Source organism: Natrinema gari JCM 14663, assembly GCF_000337175.1.
GTDB classification, from domain to species: Archaea; Halobacteriota; Halobacteria; order Halobacteriales; family Natrialbaceae; genus Natrinema; species Natrinema gari.
The window spans coordinates 1-25,815 of record NZ_AOIJ01000060.1; the positions used below are offsets into that span (position 1 = coordinate 1).

Below are 25,815 nucleotides of genomic sequence, written 5' to 3' on the forward strand. Positions count from 1 at the left end.
GATGTGTATAAGAGACAGGTCGTCGGCTCGAACATCGCGAACATCGGACTGGTACTCGGGGTCGCCGCGCTGATCAAACCCCTGCCGATCGCGGACCAGGTCATGCGGCGACACGTCCCCACGATGGTGCTCGCGGCAATCCTCTTGGTCGGGCTGGGTGCGAACGGTCGGATCGGTCGCCTCGAGGGGGCGTTTTTCCTGCTCGTCCTCGGCGGGTTCACGGCCTTTTTGCTGTACTACGTTAACGCGGACCCAATGCCGTCGACGGACGATCCGGACGCGGGCGGCGGCGTCTCGCTGCGAGACGTTGCGCTCGTGATTGGTGGGTTGCTCGCGCTCGTCGTCGGGTCCCGGTGGCTCGTGGCCGGCGGAACCGGGCTCCTGTCGGCGCTGGGGGTGTCGGACTTCGTCATCGGGCTGACGGTGCTCGCGCTCGGCACGTCGCTGCCGGAGCTGGCGGCGTCGGTCGTCGGTGCCGTCCGCGGCGAAACGGAGTTCGCGATCGGCAACGTCGTTGGCTCGAACATCTACAATATCCTCGCGGTCCTCGGCGTCGTGGCGCTGATCACGCCGATCGAGATCGCACCGGCGACGCTCCGGTTCGAGCTCCCGATCATGGTCGTTTTTACGCTCGTGCTGGTCGGCATGATGGCATACGGCCGTCGGCTCAGCCGGCTCGACGGCGCGATCCTCATCGTCGGCTACGCCGGGTTCGTCTATGCTCTCGTGCCCTGAGACGTCTCGTGAGGTAGTCCGGCAGTGGCCGATCCGAGCCACAGCGGCAGCGATGTCCCGTCTCGAACGCCGCGGTCGTTGCATGCGGTCGCGAGTCGGTCAGGGCGCTCGAGAACCAGTTTGCTGTCCGTCGCGGCACGGCTCGGCCCGGTTGTCGAATCGGTTCGATCGGCCGGATCGTTGCTCATTGCTGTCACTCACAGTGGACTGTTGTCACTCCCCACACTCGACAAAGCATGAATCACCGTCGCCGCGGTCTTTTAGCGCGGCTCCGAACCGGCGACGTTAACGGTCCCACCGTCCGAGCACGGATATGACCTCGCTCGCGATCGTCGAAAGTCGCGCCGACCGCGCCTCGGAGCACATCTGTGAGCGACTCCGCGAGCGCGCGGACTGGACGGAACGGACCGATAACGCACGGTCGGACGCCGACGGCGGCGGCACCTATTATCGAACCGAAGGGGCCGAGCTCCGCTCGTTCGACGGGTTACATATCGAACTCGAGCGTCCGGCCGACGCCTTCGACTGTGACCCGGCGCTGCTCGTCTTCGCCTCGCGACACTCGGGCGACACCGGCCCGCTGCTGACCGGCCACTTCACGGGCAACTTCGGCCCCGCCGAGTTCGGTGGCGAGCCCGACGCGCTGGCAGCGGCCGCTCCGAACGCCCTCGTTCACCTGCTCGAGGCCTTCGACGCGTACGCGCCAGCGGAGTACGAGGTTGGCATGGAAGGGACCCACCACGGCCCCACCGACGTGGGCTGTCCGTCGCTCTTTGCCGAACTCGGCAGCGGCGACGACCAGTGGGACGACCCCGCCGGTGCCGACGCCGTCGCTCGCGCGATCCTCGACCTGCGCGGCATCGACCCCCATCGCCCGAGACAGGTCGTCGGCTTCGGCGGCAACCACTACGCCCCGCGGTTCGAGCGGCTCGTCCGCGAAACCGACTGGGCGGTCGGCCACATTGCCCCCGACTGGGCGCTCGAGGCGATGGACCACCCGACGGCCCATCGCGACGTCATCGAGCGTGCCTTCGAGGCCAGCGACGCCGGGATCGCACTGCTCGACGGCGAGTGGCCGGTTCTCGAGGAGACCCTCACGGATGTCGACTGTCGGGTCGTGAGCGAGACCTGGCTGCGCGAGGTCGACGACCGCCCGCTCGAACTCGTCGACGCGGTCGAGGCCGCCCTCGGAGCCGTTGGAGACGGCGTCCGCTTCGGCGATCGGCTCGCGGCATCGATTACCGTCGTCGACCTCCCGACGGCGCTCCTGAGGACCGCACAGGGGATCGATCCCGACCGCGTTCGGACGATCGTCGAGGCCCAAACCGTGGCGTTTACCACCGACAACGGCGGCAGTCGGGTCGGCTCGCGGGCGGCGCTCCCCGAAAACGACGCACGCGAGTCGCGACGCACGATCGTCGCGGACCTGGCCGCCGTGCTCGAGGCGAAATACGACGCGGTGCGGGTCGAAGACGACGCCGTCGTCGCCGAAGAGACGGCGTTCGATCCCGCGCTGGCCCGTCAGGCCGGCGTCCCGGAAGGGCCGAAGTTCGGCAGCCTCGCCGACGGCGAGTCGGTCACCGTCGATGGGGAAACGGTCAGTCCCGAGAGAGTTCGGACTGAGCGGACGGATCGATTCCCGATCTGATCGGCTCGGCCGACGATAGTAAGCCGTTATTAGTCGACTCACTCCGGCCGAATACGGCGGTTCACTCGAACGGACACGTAAGACTCTATTAAGGTGTCAGACGGCCGGCTGACGTGTAGGGGAAAGGTAATTATGCTCCATTGTTTAGACAGGGCCAAGAATGGACTCTCTAATCGACGACGCGATCGACGAGGCCGAAACCGGGGAGGCCGCGGTCCCCGAGGACGCCGCGCCACGGGACGGACAGCCGTCCGACGGCGACGGGTCGGCCGGCCGACAGACAGGGACGATGACCGACGACGAACTCGAGGACGTCCTTCAGGACCTCCAGACCGACATTACGGTCGTCGGCTGTGGCGGTGCCGGCGGTAACACGGTCAACCGTATGCACGAGGAGGGTATCCACGGGGCGAAACTCGTCGCCGCCAACACCGACGTCCAACACCTCGTCGAAATCGACGCCGACACCAAGATCCTGATGGGCGAGGAGAAGACCGGCGGTCGCGGTGCCGGATCGCTCCCGCAGGTCGGCGAGGAGGCCGCCCTCGAGAGCCAGCAGGACATCTACGACGCCATCGACGGCTCCGACATGGTCTTCGTCACGGCCGGCCTCGGCGGCGGCACCGGCACCGGCTCCGCACCGGTCGTCGCCAAGGCCGCCCGCGAGGCCGGCGCGCTCACGATTTCGATCGTCACGACGCCCTTTACCGCGGAGGGCGAAGTTCGCCGAACCAACGCCGAAGCGGGCCTCGAGCGCCTGCGCGACGTAAGCGACACCGTGATCGTGGTCCCCAACGACCGCCTGCTCGATTCGGTCGGCAAACTCCCCGTTCGCCAGGCGTTCAAAGTTTCCGACGAGGTATTGATGCGCTCGGTCAAGGGCATCACCGAACTCATCACGAAACCCGGCCTCGTCAATCTGGACTTCGCCGACGTTCGCACCGTCATGGAACGGGGCGGCGTCGCCATGATCGGCCTCGGCGAAGCCGACTCCGAAGCCAAGGCCGAGGACTCCGTCAAGACGGCGCTACGCTCGCCCCTGCTCGATGTCGATATCTCCGGCGCGAGCTCCGCGCTGGTCAACGTCACCGGCGGTAATGACATGGCCATCGAGGAGGCCGAAGGCGTCGTCGAGGAGATCTACGACCGGATCGACCCCGACGCTCGCATTATCTGGGGGACCTCGATCGACGAGAGCCTCGAGGGCAGCATGCGGACGATGATCGTCGTCACGGGCGTCGAGTCGCCCCAGATCTACGGTCGGCCGGACGGCGAGGACCCCGTCCAGCCCCAGACGCCCGCACAGGGCGAAGACATCGACTTCGTCGAATAATCGAGCCCGGTCGCGTCGGCGATTCGAGTCCCCAATTCCGCTCGCGGTCGTTTCTCTCGGTCGGCGGTAGCGCCACGACAGCTGCCGCTGGGGGGACACGTCGGTCCCTGCTCAACAGATCGGCTTCGGATCGACGCCGAGATCGTCCAGCGAATCGGCATACGCCCCGTAGGCGATGTCGATCACGTCCTCGGCGACCGTCCGCGCCCGTTCCCAGTCGTCGCTGTCCGTATTGACGTCTCCGAGCCGCTCGACCGCTCGATCGCCCTGTGCAGCCGTTTCCTCCCGCAATTCCCGGAAGCAGTCGGCGCGTGTCGTCTCCCCTTCGTTGACGAAGAAACTGATTAACTGAAGGTGCGTCCGATCGGCGACCAACGCTCGTCCGACGAGTCCGCCCAGCCGAGCCGTCGTCGCCTCAAGCGAGCGAAGCGTCGCGTGCATCGGCCCCGCGTCCCCCGCGTCGACCTCGTCGTCCGCGAGCATGGCCGTGATCCGATCGTAGTGGTCGCGTTCCTGATCGCGATACTCGTCGAACATCCGGCGGACATCCTCGTTCGTTTCGTTGGTAACCCACGCCTCGAGCGTCTCCATCGCGGCCCGTTCGCTCCTCGCAGCGGTTCGGAGTATCCGTTCTTCCGTCAGGTCGGCGTCGGTAAGCGCAACGAGGAGTTTCGACGAGCCGAGGCGGTCGAGTTCGACGGCCATCGATGCTTCGATCGACTGCTGGAAGTCGGTAGCGTCCATATCGGAACGACATTACGAAGCCTGTTGAACGTTAGTGACTGTTCAATCGACCACGACCATTACACACCTCGAGCACGTACCGATGACCATGACCGATCGGAGCGACGCCGCCGATGCAGCCGACGAGACACCCTCCATTGCTCCCGACGCGCTGCCCGAACGGCTGCAGTCCGGCGATTCCATGACCGTCCTCGACGTCCGCGACCGCGACGAGTTCGAACGCTGGCACCTCACCGGCGACGGGATCGAGGCCGTCCAGATCCCGCACATGAAGTTCATCCAGGCACAGGCCACCGGCGACGTACCCGATCTCGTCACCGACCTCGAGGAGCCGATCCTCGCGGTCTGCGGTCACGGCGAAGCGAGCGCCCACGCCGTCGACCTCCTCCGAGACGCGGGCATCGATGCGGCCAACCTCGCCGGCGGGATGGACGCCTGGGCCGATCTGTATCGGGTCCGCGAACTCGATGTCGACGCACCCGCGCGAGTCCTGCAGTACGACCGCCCCTCGAGCGGCTGTCTCGCCTACGCGATCTATAGCGGCGGCGAAGCGGCGGTGATCGACCCGCTACGGGCGTTCGCCGACCGGTACGACGCTGACACTACCGACCGAGACGCGGCACTCACGTATGCGATCGACACTCACGTCCACGCCGATCACGTCAGCGGCGTTCGCGCGCTCGCGGACCGGACCGACGCGACGGCGGTCGTCCCCGACGGCGCGACGGATCGGGGTCTCGCGTTCGACGCGATGACCGTCGAAGACGGTTCGACGAACCCTGCTTCGCACGCTCAGCAGGATGCTGTCGACGAACTACGAATCGGCGACGTGACGCTGACCGTTCTGGCGACGCCGGGCCACACGACCGAATCGATCTCGCTGCGACTCGAGGGCGGCGATTCCCCGATCCTGTTTACCGGCGACACGCTGTTTCTCGAGGGGGTCGGCCGACCGGATCTGGAACGCGGCGACGACGGCGCGGCCGCTGCCGCCGGGCAGTTGTACGAGACGCTTCGAAATCGTTTGCTTGAGTATCCCGACGAGACGACGATCGCGCCGGGCCACTACAGCGACGCCGCCGACCCGCACGAAGATGGGGCGTATGCCGCTCGGCTCGGGGCCCTCCGCGATCGACTCGACGCGCTCTCGATGGACGAAGCCGCGTTCGTCGCGCACGCGACGAGCGACCTCCCGCCGCGGCCGTCCAACTACGAACGCATCGTCGCGGCGAACCTGGGACTCGAGGACGTCGACGCGGACACGGCGTTCGAACTCGAACTCGGGCCGAACAACTGCGCGGTCGCGGACTGACGCCGACGGGTTCCCGTCAGGCAGTGCCGGCGCGCCCGCGCCCTGTCCGTGTGCCGATACCGTCGACGGCGGCTCGGCTCAGTCGTCGGCGGCCGCGCCGTCGATCGCGCCGGCGGCTTCGAGGTCGCCCTCGATGCTCGGCGGATACTCCCCGCGGTCGAGTTTCAGGTCCGACTGTGGCCGCGCCATACAGGTCAGCGCGTAGTTCTCGGCCTCTTCGTCGGTCAGCCCGCGGGCGGCGGGCTGGGTGACCTCCCCGTCGATAATCTCGGCCGAACACGCCAGACACATCCCGACTCGGCAGGAGTACTCCTGAGCGATGCCTTCCTCGAGACACCGACTCAGGATCGTTTCCTTGTCGGAGCAGGTGATCGTCTCACCCGTCCCGACGAATTCGATAGTGTACTCTGTCATATCTCTCGGTACGACTGACCTCCCTAAAACGTTTTATGTGCCAGCGGACGCTGGCTTCGGCTGGCTCCCTCTACCCACGGGAGGCGGCTAGATTTCCCGAACGAACCTGTCCGCGATCCACCAGTCGTTGTCTAGCTTGTGCCAGTCGACCTTGTAGACCGTCGTTCCGTCGTCGTCGGCGATCGCCTGAACGTATCCTGCCCAGGAGTGGTTGATCTCCGTCCACTCACCGCTTCTGTCGCTGTTCTCCCAACCAGGAGCGTAACCGAAGTCACCCCAGGCCTGAACTTGATCACCCACGTCGATCCCCCAATCGGACGCACTGGCCGTGCCGACCGCAGCGACCGTACCGACACCCGCAGCGACCGTCGCGGCGGACGTTTTCAGCACGTTTCGTCGAGATCGCCCCTCATCGTTTTCGGACATTGCAACCGTGTAGTGAAACTCGGTAGCCATAAATTTAATCTAGAGAAAATTATGATATGAATCACGTCGTATCAGTCGGCTCGCGAGCCACGACTGCGAGTAAAGAACCGGGCGCATCACAACGTCGCGCTTGCTCCAACCCGAGTCCCCGCCGCGATCGACGCGGCACCACCGCGGACCGACCATAAAACGTTTTCTTACCACGGCCTCCACACAGTTGATATGAGTACGCAGGAGCAGTCGGCCGCCACGACGCCGAAGACTCGGTCGCCGGACGCGGTCGTCGTCGGGGCCGGAACGGCAGGGTGCTACGCCGCAGCGACCATCGCACGGGCGGGGTACGAGGTCGTCATCCTCGAGCGAAAGGACGAGCAGGAAGCGGGACACATCGCCTGCGGCGACGCCCTGAAGGGTGCCGACGCCTTCCCCGAAGCGATCCCGAAATCGAAACTCGAGCCGGCCTTTACCAACACGGATGTCGACCACGGCCGCTTCGAGATTCCCCAGGAGGACACCGTCCTCGAGATTCCGGTTCCCGGCGAACTCGCCGTCATCGACCGCTGGGAGTATGGCCGACGGATCATCGACGGGGCCGAGGACGTCGGCGTCGACTTCCACTACGATACCGTCGTGAAAAACGTCGTCCAGAACGACGACGGTCGCGTCACGGGCGTCGAGGCGATCCGCAAGGGTGACCCGATCACGTACGCGGCCGACATCGTCATCGACGCCGCCGGCTCGCTGTCGGTGCTACAGGACCACGTCGACTTCTCGGACTCGACCTTCGACACCAACGTCGACTACAGCCACTTCTGTTCGGCCTACCGGGAAATCGTCGAGGTCGAGGAGCCCGTCGAGTGGGACGACGCGCTCGTCTTCAAGCCGACCGAGCGCGCGGCGGGCTACCTCTGGTACTTCCCGCGGACCGAGACCGAGATCAATGCAGGCCTGGGCTTCCAGATGACCGAGGAGCCGATGCAACTGGTCGACGACCTCAAGCGCGACCTCGAGACCCGCCCCGAGTTCGACGGCGCAACCGTCGAGGACAAACTCGGCGCGGCGCTGCCGACCCGGCGACCGTACGATTCCGCCGTCCACCCGGGGTACATGGCCATCGGTGACGCCGCCGGCCACGTCAACCCCACCACCGGCGGCGGCATCGCCGGGGCCGCCTACGGTGGCAAGTACGCCGCCGAGCGGGCCATCGAGGCCCTCGAGACGGACGACTACGGGGAGGACGTCCTCTGGGAATATAACCAGAAGGTCATGGATCACTTCGGCGCGCGCTACGCCGCCCTGGACGTCTACAACATCCTCTCGACGGCCGTCGATGTCGACGACCTGATGGGGCTGCTCGCCGCGATGCCCGGCGACAAACTCGCCGAGGCGCTGTACTCGGGCAGTGCCGATATCGGGCTCAAACTCAAACTCGAGTCGCTGGTCAAGAGCCGCGGCCACTGGGGCACCATCTGGAACCTCTACAAGACCAAGCGCCGCGCCGACGAACTCCTCGCCCACTACGAGAACTATCCGACCAGCCCCGAGGGACTGGCGGGCTGGCAGGACCGCCGCGACGAACTAATGGAGAGGGTCTACGAGACGACCGGGGCCGATCCAAAGTACTAGAACCGAAATTTTACGCTGCGGTCTGTCGCGCTGGCGGCTTCGCCACACAGCGCGACGGCCCTCTCGGTAAAATCTTCAAAAAAGCACGAAGCGCTCTTTTGGACAGCGAGGGACCGAAGGTCCCTCGAGCAGGCGGCGCGAAGCGCCGCCGACCTCGCGGGATCTTCGATTCCGCTCAGGTTCGATCAAAAGCACTCTTCCTTCCCCTCCATTCGCTTCGTTCATTCCGGGTCAGTCGTCGGCCCGCTCGTTCGCTTCGCTCACTCGCGGTTGGGTATTGGGCAACTGCTTGCCCTTCCCCGCTGATCGGAAACGTCGTTTCCGCGATGCTCGGAAGCGCTTGCTCTCCCGTAGGGTCGCGGACTCCTCGCGATGTTCGGAGCCCACTCCGGCCAGTGAGCGTTCGATCAACCCCTCTCGAGCAACCGACTATCACTCGATTACAGAGCCAATCGAGTCTACTCTAATAGATCAATAACCGTGGCTATCCCCCCACGTCGTTATGGGATTCCGATTATCCTCTCGGTCAAATAATGCGTTATGGTGGTGCAAGATCACACACGACGGCGCGTACTGTCACTGTCGGCATCGCGGGCGGGATCGGACTCACCGGCTGTGTGGGGAGTGACAACGGCAAGGGTAACGACACGAGCGACAACGAGTCGGACGACGGAATGAGTGACGGTGAATGACGCCTGCTGGGGTCACCAGCCGCGAACCTGCCGAGAGAACCAGCGGTAGGAAGTGGCAACGAATCAGTTACCGTTCGTCGGTAGCAGCCCTGAGCCGCTCGATCCGTTTCTCGGTCGGTGGATGCGTCCCGAAAACTATGCGATAGACGAATCGCCGCGGTCTATCGAAAACCCGCCGCTCCTCCCACGGCCGGGGGACGATCGAGAACGCGGCCACGGTGTGACGCTCGGATAGTTCGTCGTCGAACCGTCGCTCGCGGGCCCGCTCGAGCGTCTCGAGTGCACTCGCGAGCGACGCGGGATCGACCATGAGCGCGGTGGCACGGTCGTCGGCGACGCACTCGCGATGACGAGCGACGACGCTCACACACCACCGGAATACGCCCTCCACCACCAATGGGATAGGACAGCAAATAGCAACAGCAGCACGTCGGTATCGTGCGAAAAACGCCTCCAGTTTCGCCGCCGGAACCGAGATTGCCGAGCAGACAGTGGCGTCACGGCTCGCAACGTGTGCGAGTTCGTGGGCGAGAACGGCTTCGAGTTCGCGGTCGTCGAGGGTCTCGAGGAGTCCACGAGAGACGACGATCGTCGACGCGGCCGGCCGGTAGCCGACTGTCAGTGTCATCGGTCGTTTGATCTCGGCAATCCTGACGTTCGGTGTCGGAACGCCTGCAGTACCAGCCAATCGCCCGACACGCCGCTGAAGGTCCGTTTGATCCGATTCGCAGGTCTCGTCGGTATCGGGAATCGATTCCTCGAGGAGTCGGAGCACCGCTGGCGTGCCGGACAGTTCGGTTCGGATAGACGATCCGACGTACGTGCCGACAGCCAAGACACTCAGGATGGCCGGAAACGCCAACACCGAATCGGCATCCGGCTCGAGGTGGACGGTCTTCCCGAGCCAGAATCCCCCGAGAGCGACCACGGCAACGCCGCCGACTCCGAGGACGATTCCGTGAGCTCCGATCCGGTCACGGACCGTGGTATACGTGACCCGGAGTTCGGCGGCGATCACGTCGGGCTCGAACACGAGATCGGGTGCAGATGCGACTCGAATCGCGTGAGAGCCGATGACCAAGAGACAGCAAACGAGCCCGACGCCGGTGCTGAGCACGGCAATCGAAACCGGATGAAGATCGGCGAGCAACACAGTGAGACCGAGGGTCGTGACGAGAGCCGCTAGAAGAAAGACACCGATGACGGCGACAGCGATCACGAGTACGACCAACAGCGCTACGATCCCGCTCGCGACGAGCAGTCGAGTCCAGTATCCGACTCGAGAGAGTGAGCGGTCGCACATCGCGTATCCGTTGGGATTGTTCGACCTTCTCGGATGCAGTATAAAAAGATTTTTTATTGTCAGCATGTCTCCGACCCAACCAACTGCGATCGATCACCCGCCGATCGGTTCCCGAAGTCGGCCGATCCGCTTCTCGGTCAGCGGATGTGTTTTGAACATCTACCGAGCGATGACCCGCCGGGTCCGGTGGCAAAAGCGGTGCTCCTCCCACGGCGGCGGGACGATCGAGAACGCCGCCGCAGAGCGGTGTTCGCGCAAATCGCTTGAGGGACGACACTCGAGGTCGCGATCGAGCATCTCGGTTTGTGAGACGTGCGAATTCGTGAGCGAGGACGGCATTGAGTTCACGATCTGGCAGGAGTTCGACGAGCCTCTGTGAGATGACGATCGTCGAGATCGACGGACGAGAGCCAACGGTTGCGGCGGTCGGAGTTGTCGTCGCACTAATTCGAACGGTCGGCGACGGGAGCCCGGCCTGTTGTATGAGCCGATCGACCCGCGTCTGCACTGGCTCCCGGTCGACGACGATCCCGGCCGCGAGTAGCCGGCGGAGGACGACCGCGAGAGACCACCGGCAGACGACGGTGACGATGCCGACCAGCGAGAGCAGCACCGCAACGGCGAGCACGGTCTCGGCCGCCATTACGAGGAGCAACACCATGAGACTGGCGAGGACGAACTCGACTGCCAGCAGGATGCTCTGACTGATGATCGCGACACTGCAGGCGACGACCAGTCGGATCCAGAGCCCGACTCGAATGGGCAGCAGACGTCTCATCGTTCGTTCACCCCGCCGAAATCGAACCGGACTGCTACGTCACCGTCGAGTAGATCGTGCACCCACTCACCGGCCGCCTACTTCCATCGAAAAATAAGCGAATTGACTCGAGGCGAAATCGCGGAGGGTCAAACGCCCTCGGCCCCGATCCGTTCGATCGTCCCCGTCAGCACATCGATCCCGTGGCCGATGCTGGCCTCGTCGACATCGAACGTCGCGGTGTGGTGGCCGGTCGGGTGGTCGGTTCCGACGCCGATGTAGCAGGCCGTCCCGCCGTTTTCCTGCACTGCCTTCATCAGGAACGTCGCGTCCTCGCTGCCGCCGAGGTCGTCGCGCTCGAGGACGCGGTCGACGCCCGCTGTCTGGCCCGCCACGTCGGCGACGATCGAGGCGAGTTCCCCGTCGCTGGTCGCGCTGGGGGCCTCCGCGCCGGTCTCGAACGAGACCGTACAGTCGTGCATCTCGGCGGCGCTCCGGAGGACTCGCCGGGACCGTTGTTTCATGTACTCCATCAACTCGGTCGTCTCGCCGCGCACTTCGGCGACGACCCGCGCGTCGCCCGGGATGACGTTGGCGGCGCTGCCACCCTCGACGACGCCCACGTTGATCCGCGTCGCGCCGTCGTTGTGCCGGGGAATGCCATAGAGGTTCTGGACGGCCGTCGCCATCGCCTGCACGGCGTTGCGACCCTGTTCGGGGTGCCCGCCCGCGTGGGCCGGTTCGCCGGTGAACTCCGCATGGATGTGTGAGACGGCCAGAAAGCCGTCGATGCCGGCGACGATCTCGCCGGTCGGATGATCGAGCCCGATATGGACCGCGAGCAAGGCGTCGACATCTCGAATGTGGTCGCTTTCTGCCATCGCTTTCCCGCCGCCGACGACCTCCTCGGCGGGCTGGAAGAAGACTTTGAACGTTCCCGCGAAGTCGCTCTCGGCGATGCGCTCGAGCACGCCAACCCCGATCGTCGCGTGGGCGTCGTGGCCGCAGGCGTGCATCGCGCCCTCGTGTTCGGACCGAAAGCCGTCGGCGGCGGGCGCGTGGTCCGGCGCGTCTGACTCCTGCTGCGGGAGGCCGTCGATGTCGACCCGCAGCCCGACGGTCGGCCCCGCGCCGCGCTCGAGAACGGCGACGGCACCCGTGTAGCCGCCCGCGAGCCGCTCGAGAACGTCGTCGACGCCCGCCTCCCGCGCTCGGTCGTACCAGCGGGTCAGGTCGGCGTCGTCGGGGACCGCCAGTCGGTGGTCACTCGCAATGGCCTCGGGGCCGACGTGGAGGTCGGCGAGTTCGTCGCCGAGTCGGGACTCGAGTTCGGTGACGATCCGTGCGGTCGTATAGAATTCGCGCCAGGCGGGTTCGGGTCGCCGGTGTAGGGCTCGGCGCAACGAGACGAGGTCGTCAGCGGTCATATGCTGCCCTCGTCGGGAACGGTACAAAGGCCTGTCGACGGCCTGGCACGTACTGAGACCACCAGTCAGTTCCCGCGGCCCGCGCCGTGGATCTGCTCGACCTCGGCCTCGATGTGGACCGAGTCGGGAAAGCTCTGCGAGGCGATATTGCGCGCGAGGCTGTCGTGGCCGTGAATCTCGAGTTCGCGGGTGAAGACGGTATACTGCCACGACGAGAACTGGCGGTCGTCGTCGTCGTGGAGCCGACAGCGCTGGGGCACCGAGAACGTCTCGGGCGGGTGGGAGTGCGGGCCTTTCAGCGCGGCCCCCTTCCGTTCGGCGTTCGCTTTGATGTCGTCGACGATACTATCGAGGGCGGTCCGATCGCCGCTCTGGAGGGTGAGACGGGTGACGAAGGTCATGGCTGGTACTGTCGCATACGTCTACGGTGAGCGCGTAAAAACTTGCTGAGATGGCTCCTGCCGTGTCACCACTCCACGACCGCGGTCGATGGGATATCAGACACATGACACTCGAAGGCGGAATCAGTGTTCGTTGGACGAACAGTCCGATATTCTCTTAACGTCGCACCTATTAGCTGACTTAATGGCAGTCGAAGCTACGAGCGCAGGCGCGATCCTCTTCCGCGATACGCGGGGCCGGCGCGAGTATCTTCTACTCAAGAGCCGCCCAGGCGATTGGGAGTTCCCCAAGGGCGGTGTCGAAGGAGATGAAGAACTACAGCAGACGGCGATCCGCGAAGTAACGGAAGAGGCAGGTATCGAACAGTTCCGACTACTCGACGGCTTTCGCAAGGACTACGACTACGTCTTCGAGGCGAACGGCAAGACGATCCACAAGACCGTTCATCTCTTCATCGCGAAGTCGTTCGAGGCCAGCGCGGAACTCTCAAACGAACATCGCGACCTCCAGTGGCGCGATTACGAACAGGCGGTCAACACCGTCACGCAGGACGGCCCCCGGGAGATCCTTGAGGACGCCCACGAATTCCTCGACGAACTCGAGGAGGAGGACGACGAAGCGTAGTCGAGCATGATGACCGTCGGCGTCGGTTCCGACAGGCCGGTCCCGTGTCGCGGACGCGACGTGACGGCTGGGACCGCGTTTCATACCTGGCGATAAGCCGGCAGCGCCGCTGCCGTCACTTGCACACTGATCGGTGCCGGCCGATCGAATAGCGTTTTTGCGCTCGCGTTCCAACGCCCCGCCGTGGACCCACACACTGCCGAGTTCGGGTTCGAGCTCCGAACCTGTCGGTGGGCCGAACGCGAGTGGCCGCCGGGAGCGGACCCCGCCGACGATAGCCACGCGATCGTCGTCGCCCGCCAACTCGGGACGAAGCGCCGCCTCTGGGATACCATCGTCCTCGAGTGCGACCCCGAGGGCCTGCGTCGCCGCGCTCGGTTCGGCCCCGGCCGCCTCGATAGCGACCTCCTGCACGTCGTCCGAAACGCCCCCGCGGAGTGGTGCTACTATCGTGACGCGCTTCCGGACCCCGGCTACCCGTGGCGGTACGTCCGCGAGTCGATCCACCGTGCCGACGACCGTGGCATCCTCGAGACCCGCAAGAACGGCACCCGCATCGAGATCAGGCGCAAGTGGGTCTATCCGGACTGGCTCGAGCGGATCGTCGCGATCGAGAACAAGCCCGACTTAGACGCCAGCGCCGCCCGCACGCTCGCCTCGCAACTCGAGTACGACGTCGCCGTCGGGCTGGCCGACGCAGTCTGGGTCGCGACCGAGATGACGAGCGAGCGCGTCCAACCCGCCCTTTTCGAGGACCTGCCGATCGAAGCGGGCATCCTCGCGCTCGCGCCCGACGAGCTGACCGCCGAGGTCGCGTGGCACCCCCGCTCGCTCGCGGTCGACGAGCCGGGGACTCGCATCCTCGAGCAGCCGGCCGGCGGCGAGCGCGACGACTCCGCCGCCCGCTTCGAGTACGCCGACCCCAACTGGAAAGCCGACAAACGGCTCGGGATCGCCGAGCGCGCCTACGAACGCGGCTGGCGCTCGTTCGCCGACACGATGCGTCCCGACTGTCGTCACTTCCAGTTGCGCGCTCGAGACGCAACACAGGCGCTGCCGTACTGCGCCGCTATGGGCCGGTGCCAGACGGCCGCCGAGTGTGCCGGCTCCTGTGACGAGTTCGAACCCGAGCCACCGCTCTGGCGTACCCGCGGCTGGCCGATCGACGGCGGTCCCGGAAAACGGCTCCAGCAACTCCTTGCGGATCGTCGGCGGCGACGGCGGCCGGGGCTATAGGCTCCCGATCGCGGTGTCAGTCCGAGACGGCGACCTCGAGCTCCTCGCGCTCGACCGTCAGCCGGAACGTGGGGACGGTGCGGTACTCGACCTCGACGACGCCCTTCCGACGCAGACTCTGGAGCCCCGACCGGACGGCCTCGGCCTCGGGATCGACATCGTATTCCTCCCGGAGTTTGTGGAGCACCGAAACGACGCTCTCGGTGCGGTCCGTCGGCCCCGCCACCACCGCGACGATTTGCGCCTGTAACTCGGGCACGCGGATCTTGGAGGGGGTGCCGTCACCCTCGGGATCGCTCTCGATGCCCGGCTCGACGTCGACCAGATCGGCCGCCTCCGCGGTCGCACGGATCAGGCTGTTGTCGTCCCGGAAGTAGTAGTCGCCGAGTTCGTCCTCGAGGTACTGGTGGACCTCGCTGCCGCTTTCCATCCCCCACCGCTCCTGGAGTTCGGAGTTCTTCGTCGGCTGTAGCTCCACCACGTCCGCCAACCGGTCCTGGGCCGCCTCCGAGAGCGTCATCGTCGAACCGTATGGGGATCCGGTACTTTTGCGTTGCGTCCCGCCGCGGGCCCGGCTCTCGTCGCCCCGACTCACTCGGTCGAACGGATCCGTAACGGGCCAGTCGGCCGTTGACGAACGGTTCCGACCGTTCACTCGCTTCCGACGACCGGCAGCGATCCCGTCGTCTCGAGCGTCTCTTCGACCTGCGTATAGACGAGTCCCGTCCCGATCACTGCGAGCGCGGTCCCGAAGAGGAACGGCATCTCGAAGCCGAACCCCACCAGCGCACCCGAGGAGAGCGGCCCGACGGCGATGCCGTAGCCGAAGGCCATCGTGAGCACCGACAGCTTCGATCCCGACTCCCCCTCGCCGGCGAGATCGCCGGCCAGCGCGAGCGACGGGGCAAACACCATCGCAGCGGCCACTCCCTGGAACAGCCGGGCGACGAACATCAACGACGAGGAGAAGAGAAAGCCCTGCACGAGCGTCGTCGGGATCAACAACGCCATCCCGGCCACGATGAACGGGCGGCGGCCGTACCGATCACAGGCGCGCCCGATCGGCGTCTGGAGCGCGACCTGTGCGATGATAAACGCCGCGAACTGCAGGCCGAACCAGGTCGCCCCCTGCTCGAGGCGGGCGTTGACCTGCGGTTGGATGGTTGCGAACATCGCGATCGCGGTCGCCATGAACAGCGACGCGACGCCGAGCGTGAAGATAGGGTCGAGTAGCGTGGGCCCCGACCGGTCGAAGACCGGAACCGAGAGGTCCGCGCCGGCGTTGGCCACCGTCGACGCGGGATCGGAAACGAGGACCGTCACCATCACGTAGCTGATCGTCGCGGTGATGGTCGCGACGTAGAAGGCTGCCTCGAACCCGTCGACCGCCAGTCCGCCCGGGAGCGCGTACGGACCGCGACTCACGACTGCGCCGGCCATCGCCGGACCGGCACCGAACCCGACCAGCCGGAACGTGTTGTAGACGCCCATGTTCCCGCCGCGGTCGCCGGCCGTCGCGAGTTCGTTCACGAGCGCGATCGACGCCGGGACGATAAAGGCGACGCTGACGCCTTGCAGTCCACGGATAACCAGGAGGGAGACGTACGTCTCCGCGACGACGTAGGCGACGTTGGTCAGGGCCAAACCGGCGAGGCCAACCAGAATAAACGGCTTGCGTCGGCCGAGTCGATCCGATAGCTGGCCGGTAAACGGCTGACAGCTGCTGTTGAGAAACCCGAACAGCGAAAGGATCACTCCGATGAGCATCGACTCGTCGAGCCCGAACGTCGTCCCGTCGACGACGCCGCTTGTCACGTACAGCGGAATGACGATGATCAGAAACGAGTTCCCAATCCCGTCCGCCATTCGAGCACCCGCGAGCGCGAGCACCCGCCGATCGACGACAAATGGTGCCACGATCCGATCGACGATGCCTCGCATCGTCTCCCCCTGCGGTGTCCCGGCCGATTATAGTTTCGAAGCGAAATAGTATTGATAGTGACAGTCCCGTTGCTCGTCGTGAAACGACGACCCCGTTGCACGGATTACCCATGTCGGCCGCGTCGACCCCGTCGTCGAGCGATCCCCCCCACCCGGTGCCGAACGCGAGGCCGGACCGCTCCTGTCGGCGGGCGGCGAGCGAAACTGGAGAGTGCTGTGCGAGCAACGCGGCAGCGACCGCCTCGAGCCGATGGACGCCCGCGCGTCGGAACACAACAGCGTTCTCTCGGGAGGCCATCGGCGAAGTTCCCGGTTGACGGGCCAAAAGGCCCCTCTCGTCCTTGCGGTGGGAAACTGTGTAACTGCGCAACGATCCTAAACAGGTTCCTTAAGTCGCTCGGCCTCCGTAGCCCGGACAACGATGGAATTCTGCGACGAATGCGGTTCGATGATGAAAGCCGAGGACGGTCTCTGGAAGTGTGGCAGTTGCGGCTATACGGAGCCGAAAGGCGACGCCGACCAGTATATCGTCACCGACGATCAGGAGGCCAGCGAAATCATCGAGTCGTCCGGCGAGACGTCGTTGCCCGAAACCGACGCCATCTGTCCCGAATGTGGCAACGACCGCGCCCACTGGTACATGCAACAGATCCGGTCGGCCGACGAGTCCGAGACGCGCTTTTTCATCTGTACCGAGTGCGAACACAAGTGGCGCGAGGACGACAACTAGAACCGAACTTTTGCGCTGCGGGCGCGGCGAAGCCGCGCCCTCGGCAAAATCTCGAGAGAGCGAAGCTCTCTCGGACCTCGCGGGAGCTTCGCTCCCGCTTAGCTTCGATGAAAAGCACTCCTCTCTCCCCTACGGGTCGGTCGTCGGCCCGCTCGCTCGCGGTCGATATCGGGTGACGGCCTGCCCTCCCCCGGATCGCGGACTCCTCGCGTTGCTCGGACCCGCTCTCGGCCACTGTTCTCTCGAGTTAAACGCGTGAATTAAGTAAAGAGAACCGCCCTATTCGTTGCGAGCGATCGTCAGATAGCCGGTGTGACCGACGGGCGCGGTCGTGGGTCGCGAGCCCCGGTCGTCGAACTGCATCTCGCGTTGGATCGTCTCGCGAGTCGTGACGTGTTCGAGGCCGACATCGCGGGCCGTCCGTGCGACCTCGCGGGTCGACTCGATGAAGGGGCTGTAGACCGCGACGAACCCGCCGTCGACCAAGAGAGCCGGCGCGTGTTCGACCATCGCGGGCGCGTCGGCCGTATCGAGCGTGAGGACGTCGAACGACGACGGCTCGAGGGCGTCGACCTCGTCGGTCACGTCGCCGGTTCGGACGTCGACGGCGTCGGCGACGCCGCCCAGCGCCATGTTTTCGCGGGCCACGTCGGCGAACTCGGCGTCCTGCTCGTAGGTCACGACCTCGGCCCCGGCCCGGGCCATCATGGCCGCGAGGACGCCGGTTCCGGTGCCAGCGTCGAGGACTCGATCGCCGCCCGCGATGCCGGTCTCGCCGATGACGAGCCCGATGTCGCGGGGCACCATCGGCGCGCCGGTCCGCTCGAAGTGATGGAAGAGGTCCGGACCGCGCAGCCGGCGCACCTGGAACTCGTCGCCCAGATGCGTTTCGATGGTATCGCCCGACTGAACGTCCGTGGGGACCTCGAGCACGCCGAGATCGGTTCCCTGTTCGCCGCCGGGTTCGACGAGATACTCGCGGTCGCCGCGAACGAGCAGCACCGGGACACGGTCGCTCTCGCCCTCGGTCCCGGCGTCCGCGCTGTCGTCTTCGATATCGTCGCCGCTCACGCGAGTCACTCGAGGGACTCGATCGCCGCGGCGAGGTCGCCGCCGTTGTCCTCGAGGGCCGCGCGGGCCTCGTCCTCGCTGACGCCGGCGCGCGTCGCGACGAGGTCGATGTCGTCGTCGGGGATCGACGAGCCGGCGTCGGCGTCGTCCGTACCGCCGCTGTCGTCGGCCGAGCCGGACTCGACCTTCGCGGGCGAGCCGATGACCTGGTAGGTCTCCTGACCGCGGGCATCCATCTTCGTGACTTCGGCGTCGTCGAAGACGAGGTCGTGCTCGTCGGTCCGGATAATGACTTCCTCGGCGTCGATGTCCTCGACGTCGATGCCCATCTGTTCCATCATCTGTTCCATCTTGCGCGGGTTGAGCCCGCCGCCGCCTCCTCCGAACATACTCGACACGTGGCCACGGGTGACCTTTTAGTTTGTCGTTCGCTCGAGGGTGGGTGGACGAACTTCCGTCCGTCAGTGTCGGCGCGACCGCAGGCCGATTCGGTCGCACCGCCAATCGGTACAGCAGCCCGTCTCAGGCGTCGTCCGTTCGCGAGTAGTCCGGATCGAACAACTGTGCCGACGTCGGTTCGGGATCGCCCTCGGTGAGGTTGTACGCGGAGAAGTCCTCGACGCCGGCCTCGCGGAGGAAGTCCTCGTCGTAGACGCGGTTCCCGGTGAACGCGGCTGGGTCGCGGGCCAGGATCTCGAGGACCGTGTCCGAGACGATGTCGGGCGTGCGCCAGTCGTCTTCGGTCCCCATCTCGAAGTACCGGGTCGCGCGCGTGTCGATCGCGGTGACCGGCCAGAAGGTGTTACAGCCGATCTCGTCGGCCGCCAGTTCCTGGGCCATCGACAGCGTCACGAACGACATGCCCATCTTCGACCAGGAGTAGGCGGCCGATCCCGGGGCGCGATCGAGTTCGACCGGCGGCGCGTTCGTCAGGATCCAGGCGTCTTCCTCGACACCCTTGAGGTGGTCGATGAACGCCCGCGAGACGAGATAGGTGCCACGCACGTTGACCTCGTTCAGGAGGTCGTAGCGACTCGCCGGCAGGTCCTCGACCGCTCCCATCTGGATGGCCGAGGCGTTGTTGATCACGATGTTGATCTCGCCCATCTCGTCGATCGCCTCCTCGACGGCCGCCTCGACGGCGTCCTCGTCGCGTACGTCCAACTGGATCGCGTGCGTCTCGACGCCCTTCTCGGCGCACTCCTCGGCGGTCTTGTGGATCGTCCCCTCGAGGTCCGAGTCCGAGTCGTCGACGGTCTTGCCCGTCGAAACGATGTCACAGCCCTGCTCGGCGAGCGCGAGTGCGAGTTGCTTCCCGATTCCGCGCGTGGTACCCGTTATAAATGCGGCCTGCCCGCTCAGATCTGGTTGCTGCGGCATTCGTGATCTAGACACAATCCCCCATCCCTAATAGTCCATTCAAACTCCCGGACTGACGATCGACGTTTTCAATCCCCGCCGGTGCGTGGGCGAGCGTAATGGCCGACGAACTCGATGCCTTACTCGAGGCCCTCGAACTGAAAGACGAGCGCCGGACCGGATGGGTCCTCCGCGGGATCGACTCCCCGGAGTCGGTCGCAGCCCACACGTGGGGCGTGGCGACGCTGTGTCTGTGCTACGCCGACCGGGTCGACGATGTCGACCGGGACCGCGCGGTATCGATGGCGCTGGTCCACGACCTCGGTGAGGCGCGGACGGGCGACGTTGCGACGCGTGCCGAAGACGGTACCCAGCGGGTCGACGGCGAGGAGAAAGTCGCCCGCGAGCGCGACGCGATCACGGACCTGCTCGAGCCGTTCGACCACGACGACGAGTTCCGATCGCTCTGGAATGCATACGAGGCTCGGGAGACTCCGACAGCGCGGTTCGTCAAGGACATGGACCTGATCGACAACTGTCTGCAGGCGCTCAAATACGAGCGCGAGCACCGGTATGACGAGACCGAGCGCAACGAGGCGTTCGACGAGTACGAGAACCTCGACGAGTTCTTCGCGACGGCCGCGCCCCGGCTTCGAACGCCGGTCGGCGAACGGCTGTTCGAGGCGGTCAAGACACGATACGAGTGTGAGATCGGGCGGGCGTGTCAGCTGTAGCAGTCCCGTGAATCACGTTTCCGCTGGCGCGCCCTCGCGGACGTTTACTGCCATCCCCGTCTCGAAGTCCCGGATCGCATCGGCGTCGAGCCGTGCCGTCCCGACCGCGAGCAACTCGCCGCGCTCGTGGACGACCAGTACCTCGTCGCCCGGCCGTATTTCGTCGCCGACCGCGAGGACGAACTTCGTGAACACGTTTTTCTCGTCGCGGACGAAGGGCTCGCTCTCGTCGTCGACGACGACGCGGTAGGCGGGCTCGGCGAGTGCGTCGTCGAGTCGGCGACCGCCCTCGAGGCCCAGCGTGAATCGGCCGTCGGTGCCAAAGGAAACGATCCGGCCGTCGTCGGCGTGGATCTGCTGTGGGCGGCCCGACGATGTCCGTTTGACCGTCAGCGATTCGGCGGGCGGGAACAGCGCCGTGCCCGCGCCCGCCCCGAACTGGTAGTCCGCGATCGTTCGGAGCTGGGGCAGTCCCGCGCTCCCGTCTGGTGACTCGCTCATTGACCGGGCTTCGAGGCGGCGGGTCGAAAGCCCTTCGACCTGACTGTGTGGGCCGCTTTCGGCGTCCCCGCGGTGGGGTCCCGTCGGTGCCCGTGCACGGCGGTCCCGCCGGCCGACCCGTCGAATAACGGCCACCGAACCAGGAGAGAATGGTGACGCTTATACTATCCGATACGGTACGTCCGCTATCGCATGGACGTCACGCAAATCGGGCTCGGGGCCGCCCTGCTCGTCATCGGTTCCTTGACGCTCGCCGGCCCCGCCACGCTCGTCACGGGGCCGTTCGTCTATCTCTTGACGGGCGCGACCCTGCTCGTCACGGCGTACGCACTGGTGATCGGCCTCTGGCAGCGCCGGCCACCGTACTCGAGTGCTCGGTGACTCGGCGTCCACCGCCCGATATACGGGTCGGGAGCCGCTCTCTCACTCGTCGTTCAAGTCGACCTGTCAGCCCGCCGTTCGCCGCCGTCATCCCCGCTGCCGGGGGTCAGTCGATGGCGATCGACAGCCGCGGCGGCCTCAGAGCAGGAACGTCTCGTGGCGATCGCCGAGGTCGAGGAACGAATCGGCGGCCTCGATGAGTTCCTCAGCTGTCGAGGACTCGAAGGCCATGACTTCCACGCGGACGCCCTCGTGGCGCAGGTGCGAGCACAGCCGCGAGAAGTCGCCGTCGCCCGTACAGAGGACGATCGTGTCCACGTGATTCGCGAGCGTGACCGCGTCCAGGCTCATTCCGACGTCCCAGTCGGCCTTCTTGGAGCCGTCCGCGAAGGTCTTGATAGCCTTGATCTTCGGCTCGAAACCGATGTCGATCAGCGCCTCGAAGAAGCTCTCCTCCTCCGGCGAGTCGGCGCGGATGACGTAGGCGATCGCGCGCGTGAGTTGCCGGTCCTGAACGGCCTTCTCGAGCAGCGCGGAGTAGTCGATATTCCGGCTGTGTAAGCTTTGTGCGGTGTGATAGAGGTTCTGCGCGTCGACGAGGACGGCGACGCGCTGACCGGGATGAATTTCAGTCATATACTAGCATGTCGCGGGCGACCATAAAAAATCGCGGCGTTCGATCCTCCGAGACCCGCCCCGGGGGGCGGCGCTTAGCTTCGGAGTTTCCGAATGCGCTTTTCCGTCGGCGGGTGCGTCGCGAACAGCGTCTGCAGGAGTCCTTTCTCCGAATTGAAGATACACAGCGCGCTTACGCTGTCATCGACCTGTGATTCGCGACCCTCCGCACCCTGTGAAATCTTCTCGAGGGCGCGGGCTAGCGGGTCGCCGCTGCCGATGTACTGGCGGGCGTCCTCATCGGCGACGTACTCGCGGTACCGCGAGATGGCCAGCACGAAGACCATCACAAGCATCTGCGCGATGTTCGAGATGATCATGCCGACGATGAAACTCCCGACGTTGCGCTCGCCGCCCATCATGTAGACCATGTAGGCGACCCAGCCGACCATCATGGCGATGGAACTGCCCAACACCATGGCGACGACGTCGCGGTTTTTGATGTGGGCGAGTTCGTGGGCGATCACGCCCTCGAGTTCGTCGCGCTGGAGGAGGCGGATGAGTTCCGTCGAGACGACGACGACGCCGTTACCTTTCCGACCGGTCGCGAAGGCGTTGGGGACGCCCATATCCATGACCATCAGTTTGGGCTTTTTGATGCCCATATCCCGACAGAGCGAGTCAACTGTCCGATGGATATCCTGATACTGGCCGTCTTCGGGCATCGGTTCGGCCCGTCTGGTCGCGGACCACGTCCCGATCTTGTACTGGATGACCGGCAACACGAGCAGTCCCAGGAGAACGAAGGGCCACGCACCGAAGCCGAACATCGCCAGGCCGAAGGCTCCGACGAGCATGTAGAACGCGAACAGGATCGAGCCGACGACCGCCATTCGCACTTTCAATCCGAAATCCGTCATGGGTGACTATAAGTAACGACTCGGGATAAATTACGCGGACTCGGATTGTCAGCCCCACCACATGATCGGGGACCGATCGGAGCAAAGACACAACTAATAAGTCGGATTAGGCCAGTCACCCGTACATGCGCCTCGCCGCTCACCCGACCGCCGGTTCCGTCGTGAGCGGCATCCGCCCTCGTTTTCCCAAACGTAAACGTGCGTAGGTGTGCTCGTTGCGGGCTGGCAACCCGTTTCGGGGACGATTCGACCGCGCACGATCGATTCCAGTAACTACCCACCGATCGGAACCGAGACACCGCCGATCGTGGTGGCGACGCGACCCAAGAGACCACACGACACATGAGTTCAACTATCGACCTTTCGGGCGTCTTTCCGGCAATGTGTACGCCCTTCGACGATGCGGAGCGAATCGACTTCGAAACACTGCAGACCGATGCCCAGCGCCTCGAGGCCGCGGGCGTCGACGGACTGGTTCCCGTCGGCTCGACCGGCGAGTCGGCGACCCTGACCCACGACGAACACGTACAGGTCGTCGAGGCGGTCATCGAGGCCGTCGACGATGTCCCCGTCATCGCCGGGACGGGGTCGAACAACACGCGCGAGGCGCTCGAACTCTCCGAACGCGCCGCCGACGCGGGTGCCGACGGCTTGTTGCTCATCTCGCCGTACTACAACAAGCCCGAGCAACGCGGGCTACTCGAGCACTACCGAACGGTCGCGGACGCCGTCGACCTGCCACAGATCGTCTACAACGTGCCCTCGCGGACGGGCCGGAACATCGAGCCCGACACCGTCGTCGAACTCGCGAGCCACGACAACATCGCGGGGTTCAAGGCTGCCAGCGGCGATCTGGGCCAGATCGGCGAGATCGCCGAGCGAACGGCCGACGAGGCGTTCGCCGTCCTCTCGGGCGACGACGCGCTCACCCTCCCGACGATCTCCGTCGGCGGAACCGGGACGATCAGCGTCGCGGCGAACATCGAACCCGAACGCACGTGCGCGATGGTCGGCGCGGCGCTCGACGGCGACTACGCCCGCGCTCGAGCGATCCACCACGAACTCGGGCCGCTCTTCCGCGAGCTCTTCGTCGAGACCAACCCGATCCCGGTCAAGGAAGCCATGCGAATCCGCGGCTATGGTCCCGCTCGCATGCGTTCGCCGCTCACTCGACTGGCAGCGGAGCACCGCGCGGACCTCGAGGCGGTACTCGCCGATCTCGAGCGTGAGACGACGGGACTCGCCGACGCGGCGGAGGGTGACCGATGACGACGCGAATCGGCGTCACCGGCGCGACCGGCCGCATGGGCCGGGAAGTGATCGCCGTGGCGACGGGCCGCGAGGACTGCGAGGTCGTCTTTGCCGTCAACCGGGAGCCCGCCGGGGAGACCGTCGACGGCATCGAAGTCGAGCCCGCGGCCGAGTTCGAATCGCTGGTCGCCGATCGCGAGCCGACCGCCGTGATCGACTTTACCGGGCCGGAGTCGGCCGCCGACTACGTCGCGGCCTGTGCCGACGCTGGCATCGCGTTCGTCACCGGGACGACCGGCTTCGACGACGAGGGCGACGAGGCGCTCGAGGCGGCCAGCGAGGACACCGCCGTCCTCCACGCGCCGAACTTCGCCCGCGGAGTCCAGGCGCTGGTCAACGTCGTCGGCGAGGCCGTCCGGAACCTGCCCGGCTACGACGTGGAACTCGTCGAAACCCACCACAACGCGAAGCGCGATGCCCCGAGCGGGACCGCCAACCGCCTGCTCGAGGAGATCGAGGCAAACGGCGACTTCGGCGGCCGCACGCACGGCCGCGAAGGCGAGGCCCCACGGGAGACGGGCGAGATCGGCGTCCACGCGCTGCGGGCGGGCGATATTACGGGCGAACACGAGATCGTCCTCGCGGGCAACCACGAGGAGGTGCGGCTCACACACCGCGCCGAGGATCGCGGCGTCTTCGCCGCGGGCGCGGTCGACGCGGCGGTCTGGATCGCCGGACAGAAGGCAGGGTGGTACGACTTCGCAGACGTGATCAGCGAATGAGCGCACTCGAAACCGAAATCGGCGAACTGTGGGAGCGCAAGCAAAACGGCGATATCAGCGCCGAGAGCGCCGGTGAAGACGCGTACGCGACGCTCGAGGCCTTCCTCGACGCCCTCGAGTCCGGCGAGGTCCGCGCCGCCGAGAAACGGAGCGGCGAGTGGGAGGCAAACGAGTGGGTCAAACAGGGCATCCTGCTGAACTTCGGTCTTCGGGAAATCCAGCAGTACGACCACGGCGGAACCACGTACAACGACGTGCTGCCGCTTGCGGACGCGAGCGAGTACGGCGACCGCGGGAGCCGGAACACGCCCGACGGGACCGTCGTCCGACGGGGCGCTCACATCGGCTCGGACTGTATCATGATGAGCCCGTCGTTCGTCAACATCGGGGCCGCCGTCGGCGATGGCACGCTCGTCGACTCCTGTGACACGGTCGGCTCCTGTGCCCAGATCGGCGACAACGTCAAACTCGGCGCGAACACGCTCATCGGCGGCGTCTTAGAGCCGGTCGAGAACGCGCCGGTCATCGTCGAGGACAACGTGTCGCTGGGCGCAGGCTGTCGGGTCACGAGCGGGTTCGTCGTCGGCGAGAACAGCGTCGTCGGCGAGAACACGCTCTTGACGCCCCGAATCCCCGTCTACGACCTCGTCGAGGAGGAAGTCCTGTACGGTGAACTGCCCGCCGATCGGCGCGCCTTTACCCGCTTCGTCGAGTCCTCGATCAGCGACCACGACCTCTTCGAGGGTGGCGCATACAAGCCCGCCGTCGTGGCGACCGACCTGGAAACGGAGACGCTCGAGGCGACCGAACGCGAGGACGCGCTGCGGGAGTAATCGTCCATCCGGATTCCG

Annotated in this window: 28 protein-coding genes and 1 pseudogene; 13 read left to right on the plus strand and 16 right to left on the minus strand. The window is 65.7% G+C overall.

The annotated features are described in order from the left end of the window. Window positions 1–735: sodium:calcium antiporter (locus C486_RS13930; RefSeq protein WP_008457185.1), on the plus strand; the 735-nt coding region annotated here is incomplete at its 5' end. Here the strand turns inward: C486_RS13930 and C486_RS13935 are convergent. Continuing rightward, window positions 717–923: a hypothetical protein gene (locus tag C486_RS13935; RefSeq protein ID WP_008457188.1), complete on the minus strand. Its 207-nt coding sequence runs from the start codon at window positions 921–923 to the stop codon at window positions 717–719. The genes C486_RS13930 and C486_RS13935 overlap by 19 nt on opposite strands. A 125-nt stretch (window positions 924–1,048) precedes the next feature. Here C486_RS13935 and C486_RS13940 point away from each other — a divergent pair, with 125 nt between their 5' ends. Then, window positions 1,049–2,383 (plus strand): D-aminoacyl-tRNA deacylase, encoded by a 1,335-nt coding sequence (locus tag C486_RS13940; protein WP_008457190.1) that lies wholly within the window; start codon window positions 1,049–1,051, stop codon window positions 2,381–2,383. A gap of 160 nt (window positions 2,384–2,543) precedes the next feature. Continuing rightward, window positions 2,544–3,716 carry a cell division protein FtsZ gene (gene ftsZ / locus C486_RS13945; RefSeq protein ID WP_008457191.1) on the plus strand — a complete coding sequence of 391 codons (1,173 nt, stop codon included), beginning with the start codon at window positions 2,544–2,546 and terminating at the stop codon, window positions 3,714–3,716. Window positions 3,717–3,827: 111 nt separating this feature from the next. Here the strand turns inward: ftsZ and C486_RS13950 are convergent, their stop codons facing one another. Beyond that, window positions 3,828–4,460, minus strand: coding sequence for a hypothetical protein (locus tag C486_RS13950; protein WP_008457193.1), 633 nt, complete (start codon window positions 4,458–4,460; stop codon window positions 3,828–3,830). An 88-nt stretch (window positions 4,461–4,548) separates the two neighbouring features. Here C486_RS13950 and C486_RS13955 point away from each other — a divergent pair, with 88 nt between their 5' ends. After that, window positions 4,549–5,772, plus strand: coding sequence for an MBL fold metallo-hydrolase (locus C486_RS13955; RefSeq protein WP_049910589.1), 1,224 nt, complete (start codon window positions 4,549–4,551; stop codon window positions 5,770–5,772). A gap of 78 nt (window positions 5,773–5,850) precedes the next feature. Here the strand turns inward: C486_RS13955 and C486_RS13960 are convergent, their stop codons facing one another. Together C486_RS13960 and C486_RS13965 are read right to left on the minus strand one after the other, a co-directional pair. Then, window positions 5,851–6,186: a 2Fe-2S iron-sulfur cluster-binding protein gene (locus C486_RS13960; RefSeq protein ID WP_008457197.1), complete on the minus strand. Its 336-nt coding sequence runs from the start codon at window positions 6,184–6,186 to the stop codon at window positions 5,851–5,853. A gap of 87 nt (window positions 6,187–6,273) precedes the next feature. Then, a complete protein-coding gene (locus C486_RS13965) occupies window positions 6,274–6,612 on the minus strand; it encodes a twin-arginine translocation signal domain-containing protein (RefSeq protein ID WP_008457199.1) in 339 nt (112 codons plus the stop codon). 222 nt (window positions 6,613–6,834) lie between these two features. Here C486_RS13965 and C486_RS13970 point away from each other — a divergent pair, with 222 nt between their 5' ends. Beyond that, entirely contained in the window at window positions 6,835–8,238 is a 1,404-nt protein-coding gene (locus C486_RS13970) for a geranylgeranyl reductase family protein (protein ID WP_008457200.1), read from the plus strand. Window positions 8,239–8,997: 759 nt separating this feature from the next. On the opposite strand, the gene C486_RS13975 is transcribed toward C486_RS13970, so the two are convergent. From C486_RS13975 to C486_RS13995, 4 genes and pseudogenes are all read right to left on the minus strand, one after another. After that, complete coding sequence (locus C486_RS13975; RefSeq protein ID WP_008457202.1) at window positions 8,998–10,233, minus strand: M48 family metallopeptidase; 1,236 nt, start codon at window positions 10,231–10,233, stop codon at window positions 8,998–9,000. 310 nt (window positions 10,234–10,543) lie between these two features. Beyond that, window positions 10,544–11,011, minus strand: a pseudogene (locus tag C486_RS22360) (M48 family metalloprotease); the annotation flags it as partial. Between the two features lie 128 nt (window positions 11,012–11,139). Then, window positions 11,140–12,417 carry an amidohydrolase gene (locus tag C486_RS13990; protein ID WP_008457206.1) on the minus strand — a complete coding sequence of 426 codons (1,278 nt, stop codon included), beginning with the start codon at window positions 12,415–12,417 and terminating at the stop codon, window positions 11,140–11,142. Window positions 12,418–12,482: 65 nt separating this feature from the next. Next, window positions 12,483–12,818, minus strand: a complete 336-nt coding sequence (locus C486_RS13995; RefSeq protein WP_008457208.1) for an uS10/mL48 family ribosomal protein — start codon at window positions 12,816–12,818, stop codon at window positions 12,483–12,485. Between the two features lie 184 nt (window positions 12,819–13,002). Between C486_RS13995 and C486_RS14000 the strand changes: the two genes are divergently transcribed. Beyond that, window positions 13,003–13,443: a bis(5'-nucleosyl)-tetraphosphatase gene (locus tag C486_RS14000; RefSeq protein ID WP_008457210.1), complete on the plus strand. Its 441-nt coding sequence runs from the start codon at window positions 13,003–13,005 to the stop codon at window positions 13,441–13,443. A gap of 183 nt (window positions 13,444–13,626) precedes the next feature. Then, the gene (locus C486_RS14005; protein ID WP_008457212.1) at window positions 13,627–14,679 is read left to right on the plus strand and encodes a DUF5787 family protein; all 1,053 of its coding nucleotides are present in this window, start codon (window positions 13,627–13,629) and stop codon (window positions 14,677–14,679) included. A 16-nt stretch (window positions 14,680–14,695) separates the two neighbouring features. On the opposite strand, the gene C486_RS14010 is transcribed toward C486_RS14005, so the two are convergent. Together C486_RS14010 and C486_RS14015 are read right to left on the minus strand one after the other, a co-directional pair. Beyond that, window positions 14,696–15,199 carry a DUF5797 family protein gene (locus C486_RS14010; RefSeq protein ID WP_008457214.1) on the minus strand — a complete coding sequence of 168 codons (504 nt, stop codon included), beginning with the start codon at window positions 15,197–15,199 and terminating at the stop codon, window positions 14,696–14,698. Window positions 15,200–15,330: 131 nt separating this feature from the next. Next, window positions 15,331–16,620: an MFS transporter gene (locus C486_RS14015; protein ID WP_008457222.1), complete on the minus strand. Its 1,290-nt coding sequence runs from the start codon at window positions 16,618–16,620 to the stop codon at window positions 15,331–15,333. 421 nt (window positions 16,621–17,041) lie between these two features. On the opposite strand from C486_RS14015, the gene C486_RS14020 reads away from it, so the two are divergent. Then, window positions 17,042–17,350: a transcription factor S gene (locus tag C486_RS14020; RefSeq protein ID WP_008457223.1), complete on the plus strand. Its 309-nt coding sequence runs from the start codon at window positions 17,042–17,044 to the stop codon at window positions 17,348–17,350. Between the two features lie 279 nt (window positions 17,351–17,629). Here the strand turns inward: C486_RS14020 and C486_RS14025 are convergent, their stop codons facing one another. From C486_RS14025 to C486_RS14035, 3 genes are all read right to left on the minus strand, one after another. Beyond that, window positions 17,630–18,430 carry a methyltransferase domain-containing protein gene (locus C486_RS14025; protein WP_049910584.1) on the minus strand — a complete coding sequence of 267 codons (801 nt, stop codon included), beginning with the start codon at window positions 18,428–18,430 and terminating at the stop codon, window positions 17,630–17,632. Beyond that, window positions 18,427–18,810: a nascent polypeptide-associated complex protein gene (locus C486_RS14030; protein ID WP_008457225.1), complete on the minus strand. Its 384-nt coding sequence runs from the start codon at window positions 18,808–18,810 to the stop codon at window positions 18,427–18,429. The genes C486_RS14025 and C486_RS14030 overlap by 4 nt, the downstream gene beginning before the upstream one ends. 133 nt (window positions 18,811–18,943) lie before the next feature. After that, window positions 18,944–19,801 carry an SDR family oxidoreductase gene (locus tag C486_RS14035; RefSeq protein ID WP_008457226.1) on the minus strand — a complete coding sequence of 286 codons (858 nt, stop codon included), beginning with the start codon at window positions 19,799–19,801 and terminating at the stop codon, window positions 18,944–18,946. A 98-nt stretch (window positions 19,802–19,899) separates the two neighbouring features. Here C486_RS14035 and C486_RS14040 point away from each other — a divergent pair, with 98 nt between their 5' ends. Then, window positions 19,900–20,514 (plus strand): HD domain-containing protein, encoded by a 615-nt coding sequence (locus C486_RS14040; RefSeq protein ID WP_008457227.1) that lies wholly within the window; start codon window positions 19,900–19,902, stop codon window positions 20,512–20,514. Window positions 20,515–20,526: 12 nt separating this feature from the next. Here the strand turns inward: C486_RS14040 and C486_RS14045 are convergent, their stop codons facing one another. Beyond that, window positions 20,527–21,015 carry a PUA domain-containing protein gene (locus C486_RS14045; RefSeq protein WP_008457229.1) on the minus strand — a complete coding sequence of 163 codons (489 nt, stop codon included), beginning with the start codon at window positions 21,013–21,015 and terminating at the stop codon, window positions 20,527–20,529. A 192-nt stretch (window positions 21,016–21,207) separates the two neighbouring features. Between C486_RS14045 and C486_RS14050 the strand changes: the two genes are divergently transcribed. Then, a complete protein-coding gene (locus tag C486_RS14050) occupies window positions 21,208–21,396 on the plus strand; it encodes a hypothetical protein (RefSeq protein WP_008457230.1) in 189 nt (62 codons plus the stop codon). A 138-nt stretch (window positions 21,397–21,534) separates the two neighbouring features. On the opposite strand, the gene C486_RS14055 is transcribed toward C486_RS14050, so the two are convergent. Both C486_RS14055 and C486_RS14060 read right to left on the minus strand, forming a co-directional pair. Beyond that, a complete protein-coding gene (locus C486_RS14055) occupies window positions 21,535–22,032 on the minus strand; it encodes a LabA-like NYN domain-containing protein (RefSeq protein ID WP_008457231.1) in 498 nt (165 codons plus the stop codon). 74 nt (window positions 22,033–22,106) lie between these two features. Beyond that, entirely contained in the window at window positions 22,107–22,931 is an 825-nt protein-coding gene (locus C486_RS14060; RefSeq protein ID WP_014865668.1) for a M48 family metallopeptidase, read from the minus strand. Window positions 22,932–23,273: 342 nt separating this feature from the next. Between C486_RS14060 and dapA the strand changes: the two genes are divergently transcribed. The 3 genes from dapA to C486_RS14075 are packed head-to-tail and all read left to right on the plus strand — an operon-like array spanning window position 23,274 to window position 25,797. Then, window positions 23,274–24,200 (plus strand): 4-hydroxy-tetrahydrodipicolinate synthase, encoded by a 927-nt coding sequence (gene dapA / locus C486_RS14065; protein ID WP_049910586.1) that lies wholly within the window; start codon window positions 23,274–23,276, stop codon window positions 24,198–24,200. Beyond that, a complete protein-coding gene (dapB, locus tag C486_RS14070; RefSeq protein WP_008457234.1) occupies window positions 24,197–24,964 on the plus strand; it encodes a 4-hydroxy-tetrahydrodipicolinate reductase in 768 nt (255 codons plus the stop codon). The genes dapA and dapB overlap by 4 nt, the downstream gene beginning before the upstream one ends. After that, on the plus strand, window positions 24,961–25,797 hold the full coding sequence (locus C486_RS14075) for a 2,3,4,5-tetrahydropyridine-2,6-dicarboxylate N-succinyltransferase (protein WP_008457235.1): 837 nt from the start codon (window positions 24,961–24,963) through the stop codon (window positions 25,795–25,797). The genes dapB and C486_RS14075 overlap by 4 nt, the downstream gene beginning before the upstream one ends. Window positions 25,798–25,815: the final 18 nt, after the last annotated feature.

Bases quoted from the DNA above. Each gene is read 5' to 3' on its own strand.
- C486_RS13955 (WP_049910589.1), top strand. From the start codon at position 4,549: ATGACCGATCGGAGCGACGCCGCCGATGCAGCCGACGAGACACCCTCC.
- dapA (WP_049910586.1), top strand. From the start codon at position 23,274: ATGAGTTCAACTATCGACCTTTCGGGCGTCTTTCCGGCAATGTGTACG.
- C486_RS14050 (WP_008457230.1), top strand. From the start codon at position 21,208: ATGGACGTCACGCAAATCGGGCTCGGGGCCGCCCTGCTCGTCATCGGT.
- C486_RS13940 (WP_008457190.1), top strand. From the start codon at position 1,049: ATGACCTCGCTCGCGATCGTCGAAAGTCGCGCCGACCGCGCCTCGGAG.
- C486_RS13935 (WP_008457188.1), bottom strand. From the start codon at position 923: ATGAGCAACGATCCGGCCGATCGAACCGATTCGACAACCGGGCCGAGC.
- C486_RS14010 (WP_008457214.1), bottom strand. From the start codon at position 15,199: ATGACGCTCTCGGAGGCGGCCCAGGACCGGTTGGCGGACGTGGTGGAG.
- C486_RS14015 (WP_008457222.1), bottom strand. From the start codon at position 16,620: ATGCGAGGCATCGTCGATCGGATCGTGGCACCATTTGTCGTCGATCGG.
- C486_RS13965 (WP_008457199.1), bottom strand. From the start codon at position 6,612: ATGTCCGAAAACGATGAGGGGCGATCTCGACGAAACGTGCTGAAAACG.
- C486_RS13990 (WP_008457206.1), bottom strand. From the start codon at position 12,417: ATGACCGCTGACGACCTCGTCTCGTTGCGCCGAGCCCTACACCGGCGA.
- C486_RS14030 (WP_008457225.1), bottom strand. From the start codon at position 18,810: ATGTTCGGAGGAGGCGGCGGCGGGCTCAACCCGCGCAAGATGGAACAG.
- C486_RS14020 (WP_008457223.1), top strand. From the start codon at position 17,042: ATGGAATTCTGCGACGAATGCGGTTCGATGATGAAAGCCGAGGACGGT.
- dapB (WP_008457234.1), top strand. From the start codon at position 24,197: ATGACGACGCGAATCGGCGTCACCGGCGCGACCGGCCGCATGGGCCGG.
- C486_RS13970 (WP_008457200.1), top strand. From the start codon at position 6,835: ATGAGTACGCAGGAGCAGTCGGCCGCCACGACGCCGAAGACTCGGTCG.
- ftsZ (WP_008457191.1), top strand. From the start codon at position 2,544: ATGGACTCTCTAATCGACGACGCGATCGACGAGGCCGAAACCGGGGAG.
- C486_RS14075 (WP_008457235.1), top strand. From the start codon at position 24,961: ATGAGCGCACTCGAAACCGAAATCGGCGAACTGTGGGAGCGCAAGCAA.
- C486_RS14035 (WP_008457226.1), bottom strand. From the start codon at position 19,801: ATGCCGCAGCAACCAGATCTGAGCGGGCAGGCCGCATTTATAACGGGT.
- C486_RS14055 (WP_008457231.1), bottom strand. From the start codon at position 22,032: ATGACTGAAATTCATCCCGGTCAGCGCGTCGCCGTCCTCGTCGACGCG.
- C486_RS14040 (WP_008457227.1), top strand. From the start codon at position 19,900: ATGGCCGACGAACTCGATGCCTTACTCGAGGCCCTCGAACTGAAAGAC.
- C486_RS13995 (WP_008457208.1), bottom strand. From the start codon at position 12,818: ATGACCTTCGTCACCCGTCTCACCCTCCAGAGCGGCGATCGGACCGCC.
- C486_RS13975 (WP_008457202.1), bottom strand. From the start codon at position 10,233: ATGTGCGACCGCTCACTCTCTCGAGTCGGATACTGGACTCGACTGCTC.
- C486_RS13950 (WP_008457193.1), bottom strand. From the start codon at position 4,460: ATGGACGCTACCGACTTCCAGCAGTCGATCGAAGCATCGATGGCCGTC.
- C486_RS14045 (WP_008457229.1), bottom strand. From the start codon at position 21,015: ATGAGCGAGTCACCAGACGGGAGCGCGGGACTGCCCCAGCTCCGAACG.
- C486_RS13960 (WP_008457197.1), bottom strand. From the start codon at position 6,186: ATGACAGAGTACACTATCGAATTCGTCGGGACGGGTGAGACGATCACC.
- C486_RS14060 (WP_014865668.1), bottom strand. From the start codon at position 22,931: ATGACGGATTTCGGATTGAAAGTGCGAATGGCGGTCGTCGGCTCGATC.
- C486_RS14000 (WP_008457210.1), top strand. From the start codon at position 13,003: ATGGCAGTCGAAGCTACGAGCGCAGGCGCGATCCTCTTCCGCGATACG.